At 72.1% G+C, this 12,710-nt stretch carries 11 protein-coding genes; 5 read left to right on the top strand and 6 right to left on the bottom strand.

Annotation, left to right across the window (positions count from 1 at the left end; all coding sequences use genetic code 11):
• Positions 1–16 precede the first annotated feature (16 nt).
• From RPQ07_RS26455 to RPQ07_RS26445, 3 genes are all read right to left on the bottom strand, one after another.
• Entirely contained in the window at positions 17–1,039 is a 1,023-nt protein-coding gene (locus tag RPQ07_RS26455; RefSeq protein ID WP_313946690.1) for an endonuclease/exonuclease/phosphatase family protein, read from the bottom strand.
• Positions 1,040–1,235: 196 nt separating this feature from the next.
• Positions 1,236–1,922 (bottom strand): TetR/AcrR family transcriptional regulator, encoded by a 687-nt coding sequence (locus RPQ07_RS26450; protein WP_313946689.1) that lies wholly within the window; start codon positions 1,920–1,922, stop codon positions 1,236–1,238.
• A 94-nt stretch (positions 1,923–2,016) separates the two neighbouring features.
• Positions 2,017–3,615: an MFS transporter gene (locus tag RPQ07_RS26445; RefSeq protein ID WP_313946688.1), complete on the bottom strand. Its 1,599-nt coding sequence runs from the start codon at positions 3,613–3,615 to the stop codon at positions 2,017–2,019.
• 159 nt (positions 3,616–3,774) lie between these two features.
• Here RPQ07_RS26445 and panB point away from each other — a divergent pair, with 159 nt between their 5' ends.
• The 3 genes from panB (at position 3,775) to RPQ07_RS26430 (ending at position 6,684) form a co-directional block, all read left to right on the top strand.
• Complete coding sequence (gene panB / locus RPQ07_RS26440; protein WP_313946687.1) at positions 3,775–4,635, top strand: 3-methyl-2-oxobutanoate hydroxymethyltransferase; 861 nt, start codon at positions 3,775–3,777, stop codon at positions 4,633–4,635.
• A gap of 190 nt (positions 4,636–4,825) precedes the next feature.
• The gene (locus tag RPQ07_RS26435; protein WP_313946686.1) at positions 4,826–5,839 is read left to right on the top strand and encodes an ATP-binding cassette domain-containing protein; all 1,014 of its coding nucleotides are present in this window, start codon (positions 4,826–4,828) and stop codon (positions 5,837–5,839) included.
• Positions 5,836–6,684, top strand: a complete 849-nt coding sequence (locus tag RPQ07_RS26430) for an ABC transporter permease (protein WP_391839081.1) — start codon at positions 5,836–5,838, stop codon at positions 6,682–6,684. The genes RPQ07_RS26435 and RPQ07_RS26430 overlap by 4 nt, the downstream gene beginning before the upstream one ends.
• A 26-nt stretch (positions 6,685–6,710) precedes the next feature.
• Here RPQ07_RS26430 and RPQ07_RS26425 read toward each other — a convergent pair whose 3' ends face one another.
• On the bottom strand, positions 6,711–10,073 hold the full coding sequence (locus RPQ07_RS26425) for an AfsR/SARP family transcriptional regulator (RefSeq protein ID WP_313946685.1): 3,363 nt from the start codon (positions 10,071–10,073) through the stop codon (positions 6,711–6,713).
• Between the two features lie 125 nt (positions 10,074–10,198).
• Between RPQ07_RS26425 and RPQ07_RS26420 the strand changes: the two genes are divergently transcribed.
• Entirely contained in the window at positions 10,199–10,993 is a 795-nt protein-coding gene (locus RPQ07_RS26420) for a site-2 protease family protein (protein WP_313946684.1), read from the top strand.
• 34 nt (positions 10,994–11,027) lie between these two features.
• Here the strand turns inward: RPQ07_RS26420 and RPQ07_RS26415 are convergent, their stop codons facing one another.
• Together RPQ07_RS26415 and npdG are read right to left on the bottom strand one after the other, a co-directional pair.
• Positions 11,028–11,204 carry a hypothetical protein gene (locus RPQ07_RS26415; RefSeq protein WP_313946683.1) on the bottom strand — a complete coding sequence of 59 codons (177 nt, stop codon included), beginning with the start codon at positions 11,202–11,204 and terminating at the stop codon, positions 11,028–11,030.
• A gap of 62 nt (positions 11,205–11,266) precedes the next feature.
• On the bottom strand, positions 11,267–11,980 hold the full coding sequence (gene npdG / locus RPQ07_RS26410; protein WP_313946682.1) for an NADPH-dependent F420 reductase: 714 nt from the start codon (positions 11,978–11,980) through the stop codon (positions 11,267–11,269).
• A gap of 95 nt (positions 11,981–12,075) precedes the next feature.
• Between npdG and RPQ07_RS26405 the strand changes: the two genes are divergently transcribed.
• Positions 12,076–12,681, top strand: a complete 606-nt coding sequence (locus tag RPQ07_RS26405; protein ID WP_313946681.1) for a hypothetical protein — start codon at positions 12,076–12,078, stop codon at positions 12,679–12,681.
• Positions 12,682–12,710 lie beyond the last annotated feature (29 nt).

Below are 12,710 nucleotides of genomic sequence, written 5' to 3'. Positions count from 1 at the left end.
GGACCGCAGACCGCGGTCAGAACCTGACGCGCGCCGCGATCGGCAGATGGTCGCTGTCCGTCTGCGGCAGCGTCCACGACGAGACCGGGTCGATCCCCCGCACCATGATCTGGTCGATCCGCGCCATCGGGAACGACGCCGGCCAGCTGAACCCGAAGCCGTCCCCCGCCGCGCCCTGGGTGGAGCGCATCTGCGAGGTGATGGCCTTCAGCGAGCGGTCGTTCATCGTCCCGTTGAGGTCGCCGAGCAGCACGACCCTGGTGACCGGCTCGCGGGCGATCGCCTCGCCGAGCGCGTCGGCGCTGTTGTCCCGCTGGTTGGCGGTGAAGCCGGCGTTCAGCTTCACCCGCACCGAGGGCATGTGGGCCACGTACACCGCGACCGCGCCCTGCGGGGTCTGCACGGTGGAGCGCATCGCGCGCGTCCAGCCCATGTTGATGTCGACGGGCGCGGTGTCGCTCAGGGGGTACTTGCTCCACAGTCCGACCGTGCCCTGCACCGAGTGGTACTTGTACGTCCCCGCGAGCGCTTCCTCGTAGGTGGAGACCTGCCCCTGGGGCAGTTCCTGGAGGGCCACGACGTCCGCGCCGGAGGCGGCCACCTCTTGGGCGGTGCCCCCGGGGTCCGGGTTGCCCGCGTTCACGTTGTGCGTGGCGACCGTCAGATCGCCGCCGGCGACCGACTTGTCGGTCAGCAGCCCGCCGAAGAGGTTCAGCCACACGATCGTCGGGAGCAGCAGGGCGATCAGCGCGGTGGCGGACCGCCGCCACACGGCGGCGACGAGGATCACCGGGATGAAGACGCCCAGCCACGGGAGAAACGTCTCCGCGAGACTGCCGAGGTTCCCGATCCTGTTGGGCATCTGCGCGTGCAGGATCATCAGCAGCGCGATCACCACGGCGCACGACGCGAGGAGGAGACCGCGCCGCCAGATGCCGCTGTCACCCCGCCAGCGCTCCAGGAGGCGCCGGACCCGGGATGAGGTGAACCGGTCCCCCGGGCCGCCGTTCCCGGTCTCCGTCTTGTACGCCTGCACCATGGAGCTGTCCTCACTGCCTTGCCGTCACACCAGCCTCGGCGTCGACACTAGGCGATGACGGTACTTTCCCTGCCGCCCCGGGGCGGCCGTACTGTTTCGGAGACGACAGCGTGGCGCACGGGGTTCCTGGTATCGGGCCAGGTTGGGGCGCTGTGACAGAACACGCACACTTCGGGCAACACCTCGGCCCGGCGTGTCACACGGGCCCGCGGACCCCGGCGAGCACCGCGTCGACCATCTGTTCCGCGCTGCCCGCGCCCGGCGTTGCCCCGGACCGCAGCACGGTCCGTACGAGCATCGGGCCGAGGAACAGGTCGCCGAGCAGATCGACGTCGACGTCGTCACGGATCTCGCCCATCTCGACGCCCCGGCGCAGCACTTCGTCCATCCGGCCGCGACGGGGTGCCACCGAGGTGCTCTGGTACATGTCCCAGAGCCGGGGGTAACTCTGCATCTGGGCGAAGACGTTGTGCAGCAGGGCCGAAGCCCCTTTGTCGAGTCCGCGCCGGCGCACGCTCTCCACCATCGCGACCAGGTCGTCCCGGACCGAGGTGCCGGGCAGCGGCGGGTCCACCGGTTCGATGGAGCGGACGACGTCGACGAACAGCGCCTCCTTGCCCGCCCAGCGGCGGTAGACGGTGGCCTTGCCGACGCCGGCGGTGCGGGCGATGCGGTCGACGGAGAGTTCGCAGAGCGGCAGGCCCTCCTCCAGCAGGGTCACCACGGCCTCGATGATCGACCGTTCGGCCGCCTCGCTGCGCGGCCGGCCGCGGCGGGCCACCGGCGCGGATCCGCCGGCGGTGCGGGACTCGGCGGGACGCGCGGCCCGTGCGGGGCCGGGGGACTCACGGCCGGGGCGCGCCTGGCCGTCCTGCACGGGCATGTCCGCACCGCCTCTCACTGTGTCACCGTCCGCCGGTACCCGGTTCGTCGCGGCCCGGTGCGCCGCCGCCGTCCGTCCGCCGCCGGGCCGCGGGTCAGCGTCCGGCGCCCTCCCGCTCGGGCAGCGCGTCGGGCTCGGGGGCCTGCGGGGCCGGGGCCCTGCCCGGCAGGAAGAGCGCCACGACGACCGCTCCGGCGACGGCCACAGCCGCCGCACAGGCGGCTGTCAGATGCATGGCGTCGAGAAAGGCGTCCTGCGCCGGGCCGACGAGTGCCCTGCCCGCCGGACCCATGGTGTCCGCCACACCGAGGGTGGCCTCGATCGATTCCCCGGCCGCGCTCCGGGCGTCCGCCGGAACGCTCAGCAGGTGCCCCTCGATCTCGCTGCGGTAGCGCGTGGACAGCAGCGAGCCGAGGACGGCGACGCCGAGCGCTCCGCCGACCTGGCGGAAGGTGTTGTTGATCGCGGAGCCGGACCCGGCCTTCTCGCGGGGCAGCGCCTGCATCACGGACAGCGTGACCGGCGGCATGATGTGCGCCATTCCCACGCCCTGGACGAACAGCATGAACTCCACGACCCACAGGGGCGTGGACGCGTCGAAGAAGACGAAGGCCGCGAGTCCGGCCGCGACCATCACCATGCCGACGGCGCAGACGGGACGGGCGCCGAACCGGTCGACGACGAGGCGGGCCCGCGGGGCGAAGACCACCTGGGCGACGGCGAGCGGCAGGACGAGCATGCCGGCGCGCAGCGGGCTGTAGCCGCGGATGCTCTGGAGGTAGAAGGCGGAGAAGAACGTCACGCCCATCACCGCGAAGAAGACCAGCGCCATGGCGGCGATCGCCGCGGAGAAGGCCGGCTTGGCGAAGCAGGAGAGGTCCAGCGCCGGATGGTCGATGTGCTTCTCGTACAGGACGAAGAGGGCCAGCACGACGAGGCCGCCGACCAGCGGGAGCAGCACGGACGCCGCGGTGAAGTCGGCGAGTTCGCCGCCGCGGATGATGCCGTACACCAGCAGCACCAGGCCGACGATGGACAGCAGCACACCGACGGGGTCGAGACGGCCGGGATTCGGGTCCTTGGAGTCGGGCACCAGGATCGCCATCGTGATCAGCGCGACGATCACGACGGGCACGTTGATCAGGAAGATCGAGCCCCACCAGAAGTGCTCCAGGAGCACTCCGCCGGTGAACGGGCCGATGGCGATGGCGACGCCCACGCTGCCCGTCCAGATCCCCATGGCCCGGGCCTGCTCGTCGCGCTCGAAGACGTTCATCAGGACGGCGAGCGTGGCAGGCATCACAAAGGCGGCGCCGAGGCCCATGATCGCCCGGTAGACGATGAGTTCCGAGGGGGTGGCGGAGAAGGCGGCGAGCGCGGAGCCCGTGCCGAACACCAGGACGCCCAGGAGCAGCACGTTCTTGCGCCCGAACCGGTCGCCGACCAGGCCGGCGGTGAACAGGAGGCCGGCGAAGACGAGCGTGTAGGCGTTGATGGCCCACTCCAGCTCGCTCTGGGTGGCGCCGATGCCCGTGGGTGCGGGGGTGGCGATCGTCTTGACCGCCACATTCAGGATCGAGTTGTCCAGCACCACGATGAGCATGCTGAACGTCAGGACGGTGAGGATCGCCCAGCGTCGACGGTGGACGATTTCGGGGACAGAGGGTGCGACACGACCCGGCGGTGTGGCCATCGGCGCAGAATATCCCATTTCGATACGAAATCGTCTCGTATGGCAGGCCGACACCCGGCCGGCCCCCTCCCCTTCCGTCCGGACGGCACGAGGTGCCACCATGGAGCTGATCCGGGGACGCCGTCAGGGTGCCTCGAGATGACGAAGGAGCCGTTAGCCATGACGCTTCAGGCTGCCCAGAAGCCCACCGACAGCAGCAAGGCGCTGTACGGCGGCAAGGGCACTCGCCGCATCACGGTCCACGACATCACCGCCGCCAAGGAACGCGGCGAGAAGTGGCCCATGCTGACCGCCTACGACGCGATGACCGCCTCCGTCTTCGACGAGGCCGGTATCCCGGTGATGCTCGTCGGCGACTCGATGGGCAACACCCACCTCGGCTACGACACCACCGTGCCGGTCACCATGGACGAGATGACCCTGCTCGCCGCGGCGGTCGTCCGCGGCACCAGCCGCGCCCTCATCGTCGGCGACCTCCCGTTCGGTTCGTACCAGGAGGGGCCCGTCCAGGCCCTGCGCAACGCCACCCGGCTGGTCAAGGAGGCGGGCGTCGGCGCGGTCAAGCTGGAGGGCGGCGAGCGCTCGCTGCCGCAGACCGAGCTGATCGTCCAGTCCGGCATCCCCGTGATGTCCCACCTGGGCCTGACCCCGCAGTCCGTGAACACCATGGGCTACCGGGTACAGGGCCGCGGCGACGAGGCGGCCCACCGGCTGGTGCGCGACGCCAAGGCCGCGCAGGACGCCGGCGCCTTCGCGGTCGTCCTCGAACTGGTCCCCGCGGAGCTGGCCGCCGAGGTCACCCGGTCCCTGCACATCCCGACGATCGGCATCGGCGCCGGGCCCGACACGGACGCCCAGGTCCTCGTCTGGACGGACATGGCGGGCCTCACGGGCGGCAAGGTGCCGCGCTTCACCAAGCAGTACGCCGATCTGCGCCGGACGCTCGGCGACGCCGCGAAGGCCTTCGCCGACGATGTCGTCGGCGGTGCGTTCCCGCAGGAAGAGCACACCTTCCACTAGCCACTCCCGGCACAGACGACAGCCCGCCGATCTTCCCCCGTCGGCGGGCTGTCGGCATGCTCACGTCAGAAATCGCACGCGCGGGGGCGGCCCCTCCCCGAGCAGTCGGACACCGGCCGTCGTCCGGCCGTCGACAAGGTGTCGGCGGCTTGTCGGCGGGCTGTCGGTGGGACCCTGCATTGTTGACGCCATGACGCGAATCGACAAGAACCCTGACGGCGGCAAGGACAACGCCGTCGAGGTGCGGGGGCTGGTCAAGCACTACGGCGAGACCAAGGCGCTGGACGGGGTGGACCTGGACGTCCGCGAGGGCACCGTGCTCGGTGTGCTCGGCCCCAACGGCGCCGGCAAGACCACACTCGTACGCTGCCTCTCCACCCTCGTCACCCCCGACGCCGGCACCGCGATCGTGGCGGGCTACGACGTGGTGAAGCAGCCGCGGCAGCTGCGCCGCACCATCGGACTCACCGGTCAGTACGCCTCGGTCGACGAGAAGCTGTCCGGCTGGGAGAACCTCTACATGATCGGGCGGCTGCTCGATCTGCCGCGCAGGGCGGCACGGCAGCGCGCCGACGAGATGCTGGAGCGCTTCTCGCTCACCGACGCGGCGAAGCGGCCCGCGATGCAGTACTCCGGCGGTATGCGCCGGCGTCTCGACCTCGCCGCCTCGATGATCGGGCAGCCGGCCGTGCTCTATCTGGACGAGCCGACGACCGGACTCGACCCCCGGACCCGCAACGAGGTCTGGGACGAGGTGCAGCGGATGGTCGCGGAGGGGGCGACCGTCCTGCTCACCACCCAGTACATGGAAGAGGCCGAGCAGCTCGCGAACGAGCTCACGGTCATCGACCGCGGGCGGGTCATCGCCAACGGCCGGGTGGACGAGCTCAAGGCCAAGGTCGGCGGACGCACCCTGCAGATCCGGCCGTCCGACCCCGCTCAGCTGCCCGCGATGGCGCGGGTCCTCGCCGAGGCCGGACTCGACGGCGTCTCCGGCGCCACCGTCGTGCCCGACGAGGGCCTGCTGTACGTGCCGATCCTCAGCGACGCCCAACTGACCGCAGTCGTCGGCCTGATGGGCTCGCACGGCTTCGGCATCGCACACATCGGCACCCATCTGCCCAGCCTCGACGAGGTGTTCCTGGCCATCACGGGCGAGAAGACGTCCGTGTCCGACACGATCGAAGAGGAGGTCGCCGCGTGAGCACGGCAACTGCCACCCCCGCGCCCACCGAGGCGCCCGCCCGACGCCCGGAGGCGCCGGCCGGCGAGGGCCGGATCGGCCTGCGCGGCAATCTGCGCCACATCGGCGCGCTGGTGCGCCGCAACGCGCTCCAGATCAAGCAGGACCCGGAGTCGATGTTCGACGCCGTGCTCATGCCGATCATCTTCACCCTGCTGTTCGTGTACGTCTTCGGCGGCGCGATCTCCGGCAAGGGCAACCAGGACGCGTACGTCAACTACGTGATCCCCGGCCTGATGGCCATGATGGGCATGAACATCGCCATGGCCGTCGGCACCGGTGTCAACGACGACTTCAAGAAGGGCGTGATGGACCGCTTCCGGTCCATGCCCATCGCACGGTCCTCGGTGCTCATCGCCAAGATCGTCGTCGAGGTCGGCCGCATGCTGGTCGCCACCACGATCCTGCTCGGCATGGGCTTCGCGCTCGGCCTGGAGATCAAGACCTCGGTGCTGCACCTGTTCGCGGCGATCGGTCTGTCCACGATCTTCGGCGCCTCGCTGATGTGGATCTTCATTCTGCTCGGTCTCACCATGAAGACGGCACAGGCCGTCCAGGGAGTGGCCATGCTCGTACTGATGCCGCTCCAGTTCGGGTCGTCGATCTTCGCCCCGCCGACGACGATGCCCGGCTGGCTGGAGAGCTTCACCGACTACAACCCGCTGTCCAACCTCGCGGACGCGGCACGGGCCCTGATCAACGGCGGTGCGGTCGCCCACTCGGTGTGGATGACGCTCGCCTGGGCCGCCGCGATCACGGTGGTGACCGCGCCGCTCGCGGTCGCCAAGTTCCGCAAGAAGACCTGAGTCCGCGGCCCGGTGGGGCCGGCGGATCAGATCAGGGCGGCGGCCTCGTCCACGGTGAGGCCGTCGCCCTCGGCGTAGGCGCGCTCATAGCCCTCGTCGCCGAGTTGTCCGCGCAGGACCGTCTCGCACTCGGCGCGGTTCTCCCGCTCGTGCAGGGCCGCGAAGTGACGGGGCGGCAGCTGGGCGTCGGCCACCGCGAGCATCCGGGCCGCGTCCGCCGAGCGTTCCGGCCGGTCCAGCGCGACCGCCCGGGCGGCCGTCACCAGATGCATGGAGAGCATTTGAGGGGCGACCATCATGCTCAGCGGGTCGCGTGCCCGCTCCAGCGCCGTGCGCGCGCCTGCCACCGCCTTGGGGTAGAAGCCGTCGACGAGATCGAGCCAGGCGACGAACCCGATCACCATGCCTTCGAAAATGGCCAGGGTGTTGGAGCGGAACTGCTCCATCAGATGGGCGATCTCGACCCGCGCTTCCTCGCCGCGGCCGGTGCTGCCGAGCCGCAGGGCGAGGAAGAGCCGGGCGACCGCTCTCGATTCGTTCTCCAGACCCCGGTTCTCGGCGAGGACCTCGCGGATGATCCGCTCGCCCTGCTCGCCCTCGCCGATCTCCATCATGATCCCCGCGAGCCGGCACCGCAGGACGGCCACCTGCGCCTGCGCGCCGATCCGTTCGGCGTATCCGATGGCCGCGCGGAAGTCCTCGGCGGCGCCCGTGTACTCGCCGCGCCGCTCCTGGGCCTCACCGCGCGCCGAGAGGGACTCGGCCGCGCCCCAGGCGTCACCGAGCCGGACGAAGATCTCCAGCGACTCGTCGGCGTCGCGGGTCGCGTCGCCGGCCCAATGGGTGCGGTTGGCCAGGACGTTGGCGCGGTTCTGGAGTGCGGCGGCGAGCTCCCACTCGTAACCGTAGGCGCGGCAGGCGCTGACGGTCTCGTCCAGCAGCGCCTTCAGGCTGTTGATGTCACCGGTCATCAGGACGGCGAAGAACCACAGCGCGCCGGGCGAGCGGCAGGTCTGCGGCAGGCCGGGGGCGTAGACCCGGGTGACGCTGCGCAGCCAGTCCATGGCCTCGGGAGTGGTCCACGCGTCGAGGTCGTGGTTCATGAAGACCATGCGCATCAGCGCGACGCAGCGCCGGGCCTCCTGCAGCAGCTCGGGCCCCATGGGCGGCGGGGCGTCCGTGAACCGTTCGAAGACCGGGGGCGCGGCCTCGGCCGGCGGCAGGAACGGATCCGGGCCGAGCGCACCGGCGGCGGAGGCCCAGTGCCGGGCCTCCGACCGCAGGTCCCGCATCTGCCAGTACCAGGCCAGCGAGAGGACGACGTGCAGCGCCTCCTGCTCGTCGCGGGCCGCGACGGCCCGGCGCATGGCGGTGCGCAGGTTCTCGTACTCGCGCTCGAAGAGGTCGATGGCGGCACGCTGGTCCGGGCCGCGCAGGAGCGGGTCCGTCGTCCGGGCCACCTCCCGGTAGTGGACGAGGTGGCGGCACTCCACGGCGGCCCGCTCGCCGGCCTCGTCGAGACGCTCGGCGGCGTACTCCCCCACGGTTTCCAGGAGCCGGTAGCGCATCAGGCCGTCCGGGGCGGGGGCGGCGACGACGAGCGACTTGTCGATGAGGGATCCGAGGCTGTCGGCGACGTCACCGGGGTGGGACGGACGGGCACCGGGCCGGGCGCCGTCCGGGCCGGCGTCCTCCGGGTCGGCGCACACCGCCTCGGCGGCGGCGAGGTCACAGCCGCCGGCGAAGACCGACAGCCGCCGCAGGACGGTCCGTTCGGCGTCGTCGAGCAGGTCCCAGGACCAGTCGACGACGGCGCGCAGGGTCTGCTGGCGCGGCAGGACGGTGCGGCTGCCGCCGGTCAGCAGCCGGAAGCGATCGTCGAGACGGTCGGCGATCTGCCGCGGGGTGAGCATACGCAGGCGGGCCGCGGCGAGTTCGATGGCCAGCGGCAGTCCGTCGAGGCGGTGGCAGATCTCCGCGGCCGCCTCCTTGTCGTCCTCGATCCGGAAGCCCGGGCGGGCGGCCGTGCCGCGGTCCGCGAGGAGCCGCAGCGCCATCGGATCGGGCAGTGGGTCCACCGGTCGCACCAACTCGCCCGGAACACCGAGGGGTTCCCGGCTCGTGGCGAGCACGGTGAGGCCGGGGCAGTGCTGGAGCAGCCGCTCGGCGAGCACGGCGGCGGCCTCGATCACATGCTCACAGTTGTCGAGCAGCAGCAGCATGCGGCGGTGCGAGCAGTGCTCGACGAGGCGGACGAGCGGGTCGTCGCCGTGCCGCTCGGCGGCCCGCAGCTCCTCCGCACCGGCACCGCGCAGCACGGTCTCGCGCCCACCGAGGGCGGTGAGAACGGCGTCCGGCACGTTGTCGGGGTCGTCCACGGGGGCGAGTTCAGCCATCCAGACGCCGTCGGGCCACGCCATGTGCGGCGCGGCGTGCTCGGCGGCCTCCTGCGACAGCCGTGTCTTCCCGGCCCCGCCGGGCCCGAGGAGGGTGACGAGCCGGGCGGCGCCGAGGTCCTGGCGGATGGCGTCGATGTCGGCGTCACGGCCGACGAAGGAGGTGAGCCGTGCGCGGAGGTTGCCCGCGCCGCGCACGGGACCGGTGTCCGTGCCGTCCACGTCCGGCCGCCCGTTGCCCGCCGTCTGCGCGGGAGCGGTGTCGGCGGCCGGGTCCGCCAGCAACTCCGCGTGCAGGGAGCGCAGTTCGGGCCCCGGATCGGCGCCCAGACGGTTGGCGAGGGATCTGCGCACCGTGTCGTACGCGGCCAGTGCCTCCGCCGGGCGGCCCGTGGCCCGCAGCGCGCGCAGCCGCAGCGCCTGGAGCGACTCGTCGATCGGATGGTCCTCGCAGAGCGCCACCAGCTCCGGCAGCGCCTCCTCGGCGCGGCCGAGGGCCAGCGCGGTCGCGAGACGGGTACGCCGGGCGTCCAGACGGCGGGCCTCCCAGCGGGCCGATTCGGCCGCGCGGGCGGGCAGGTCCGCGAGCACCGGGTCCTGCCACAGCGCGAGGGCGTCGTCGAGGAGGGCCGCGGCCTTGACCGGGTCGCCGCGTTCCAGCGCCCGCGCCCCCTCCCCCGCCAGCCGGTCGAAGCGGTGCAGGTCCACGTCGTCCCCGTCGGCGCACAGCCGGTAGCCGCCGCCCTCGGGTGAGGCGACCGCCTCGCGGCCCAGCACCCGGCGCAGCCGGCCCACGAGCGCCTGGACCGCGCCGACCGCGTCCGCCGGCGGATCGCCGTCCCACACCTCGTCCACGAGGGTGGTGACGGGGACCGTACGACCGGGCCGCAGCGCCAGGACGGTCAGCAGCGTCCGCAGCCGCGCACCGCCGAGCGCGACGGGGGTTCCGTCGTCGTGCCATGCCTGAGTGGTGCCGAGTAGCGAGAAGCGCACCCGCCCATTGTCCCTGCCGCGCCCGCGGACCCGTGCGGCAGGAACCCCCGGGCCGTCCCGGAACGTTCTGTTTCCGTCACCGGTACGGTCGACCGCACGTCCCCGCATCCCCAGGAGCCGCACCCATGACCACCGCCACCTCCCGCCACAGCGGCCGGGGCATCAGTCCCGTCTTCCTCGGCATCGTCGCCGTGATGGCGGTGACCGGCTGGGCGGTGTGGACGGAGTTCTCCGCGAGCACGGGCCTCGCGGTGTTCCTGTTCGTCACCTCGGCCTGGGTCGTCTCGCTCTGTCTCCACGAGTACGCGCACGCCCGGACCGCGCTGCACAGCGGCGACATCTCCATCGGGACGAAGGGGTATCTCACCCTCAACCCCCTCGCCTACACACATGCGCTGCTGAGCATCGTGCTGCCGGTGCTGTTCGTGATCATGGGCGGTATCGGTCTGCCGGGAGGCGCGGTCTTCATCGAGCGGAACCGCATCCACGGCCGCTGGAAGCACAGTCTGATCTCGGCCGCCGGGCCGCTGACGAACGTCCTGTTCGCGGTCGCCTGTACCGCCCCGTTCTGGCTGGACGCGCTGGACGGCGTGCCGCCGGTGTTCCAGTACGCGCTGGGGTTCCTCGCGCTGCTCCAGGTCTCCGCGGCGATCCTGAACTTCCTGCCGGTGCCGGGCCTCGACGGCTACGGCGTGATCGAGCCCTGGCTCTCGTACAAGATCCGCCGGCAGGTGGAGCCGTTCGCACCGTTCGGACTGATCGCGGTGTTCGGTCTGCTGTGGATCCCCGAGGTGAACGGGCTGTTCTTCGACGCGGTCGACGCGATCCTGCGCGGGCTCGGCGTCGAGACCGGGTTCCCGGGCTGCGGGCTGGACTACTACCGCTTCTGGCAGGGGACGCCCGAGGCCTGCCCGGCGTGACGGGGGCGAGGCCGGGGCGGCAAGGGCGCGCGGGTCAGCCGGCGGCGCGCTCCGCCTTAGCGCGGCGGAAGTAGTACCACGCCATGTTCGAGGTGAGGCCGGCGATCAGCACCCAGAGGATCCCGAGCCAGCTGCCCTGCACGAACGAGACCACGGCCGCCACGACGGCGAGCACGCAGAAGATGAGGGCGTAGAGAGCGAGGCGGGGCATGGGGTACGGCTCCTGTCGGGGGGTGATTCGTCCCGCCCAGTGTCCCCCATGCCCCCGCGCGACTACACGTCGGTGACGCGGAGCCCGGCGTGTGCCTTGTAGCGCCGGTTCACCGAGATCAGATTGGCGACCAGCGACTCGACCTGGTGGGCGTTGCGCAGCCGGCCCGCGAACACTCCGCGCATCCCCGGGATGCGTGCCGCGATCGCCTGCACGATGTCGGTGTCCTCGCGCGACTCGCCCAGCACCATCACATCGGTGTCGATCTCCTCGATCGACTCGTCCTGGAGCAGCACCGCGGACAGATGGTGGAAGGCGGCGGTCACCCGGGAGTCCGGCAGCAGGGCGGCGGCCTGCTCGGCGGCGCTGCCCTCCTCCGGCTTGAGCGCGTAGGCGCCCTTCTTGTCGAAGCCGAGCGGGTTGACGCAGTCGACGACCAGCTTGCCCGCGAGCTCCTTCTGGAGGGTCTCGAGCGTCTTGGCGTGCCCGTCCCACGGCACCGCGACGATCACCACGTCACTGCGGCGCGCGCACTCCGCGTTGTCCGCCCCCTCGACGCCGAGGCCCAGTTCGGCGGCGGCGGTCTCGGCGCGCTCCGCCGCGCGGGATCCGATGATCACCTTCTGCCCGGCCCGGGCGAGGCGGTAGGCGAGCCCGCGTCCCTGGTCCCCGGTGCCGCCGAGCACGCCGACGACCAGGCCGGACACGTCCGGGAGGTCCCAGGGGTCCTTGGCCGCGGGCTTCGGCGCCGTGCCTGCGTTGTCAGTAGAAGTCATGCAGCCGACCTTACTTGCTGGTATCGGGCTCACGAACGGGTGAGCCGCACCGAAGCCCGCCCGCCGGCGCGGGGTGTCGGGCAGGATGCGGGGCCATGGATGCCGTACGCGTCGCGCTGCTGCGCGAAGTCCTCGCGGGTACCGAGTGGCCGGCGGCGACCCGGCGGTTCGCCGGGGTCCTGCGGTCGTCCGTGGTCCCGCAGGGCGGCGGGCTGCTGCTGGTGGGGACCGAGGCGTACGAGCCCTGGCATCTCGCGGCGCATCTGGTGGACGAGGCCGCGTGGTCGGGGCAGCCGGAACTGACGCCGACGCTGGTACGCCACCGGGTCCGGCCCGGGGACCCGCCGCAGCTCGCGGTGGGACTCGGCCGGCTGGAGGCGGCGCGCCGCGGCGAGACGCTGCTGGTGGTCGCGCCGGGGCAGCCGGAGGCGGAGCTGCTGGAGCGGGTGCACGACGCGCGGCGGGCCGGTGCGACGGTGCTGGCGCTGGACGGCGGGGATCCGGAGGTGCACGGGCTCGCGCACGAGGCGCTGACGGTGACCGCGGCCGCGGACGAGGTCGATCTGGACACCGTGCAGCATCTGGTGAGCGCGGCGGCCGGGGAGAACAGTCTGCCGGTGGCACGCGGCCGGCGGAGCCTGCGGGACCGGCTCTCGCGCCTCGCCGACCAGCTGACCTCGCCGCCGCCGCCTCGCTGGTAGTCCGTCGCCTCCCAGGAAATCCGGTTGCC

It is taken from the genome of Streptomyces sp. AM8-1-1 (assembly GCF_032229325.1).
In the GTDB taxonomy this organism is placed as follows: Bacteria; Actinomycetota; Actinomycetes; order Streptomycetales; family Streptomycetaceae; genus Streptomyces; species Streptomyces achmelvichensis.
This window is presented reverse-complemented; position numbering and strand designations above follow the sequence as displayed.

Excerpts from the sequence above, each read along its gene's own strand:
- RPQ07_RS26405 (WP_313946681.1), top strand. The coding sequence starts at position 12,076 with ATGGATGCCGTACGCGTCGCGCTGCTGCGCGAAGTCCTCGCGGGTACC.
- RPQ07_RS26450 (WP_313946689.1), bottom strand. The coding sequence starts at position 1,922 with ATGCCCGTGCAGGACGGCCAGGCGCGCCCCGGCCGTGAGTCCCCCGGC.
- RPQ07_RS26420 (WP_313946684.1), top strand. The coding sequence starts at position 10,199 with ATGACCACCGCCACCTCCCGCCACAGCGGCCGGGGCATCAGTCCCGTC.
- RPQ07_RS26455 (WP_313946690.1), bottom strand. The coding sequence starts at position 1,039 with ATGGTGCAGGCGTACAAGACGGAGACCGGGAACGGCGGCCCGGGGGAC.
- RPQ07_RS26415 (WP_313946683.1), bottom strand. The coding sequence starts at position 11,204 with ATGCCCCGCCTCGCTCTCTACGCCCTCATCTTCTGCGTGCTCGCCGTC.
- npdG (WP_313946682.1), bottom strand. The coding sequence starts at position 11,980 with ATGACTTCTACTGACAACGCAGGCACGGCGCCGAAGCCCGCGGCCAAG.
- RPQ07_RS26445 (WP_313946688.1), bottom strand. The coding sequence starts at position 3,615 with ATGGCCACACCGCCGGGTCGTGTCGCACCCTCTGTCCCCGAAATCGTC.
- RPQ07_RS26435 (WP_313946686.1), top strand. The coding sequence starts at position 4,826 with ATGACGCGAATCGACAAGAACCCTGACGGCGGCAAGGACAACGCCGTC.
- panB (WP_313946687.1), top strand. The coding sequence starts at position 3,775 with ATGACGCTTCAGGCTGCCCAGAAGCCCACCGACAGCAGCAAGGCGCTG.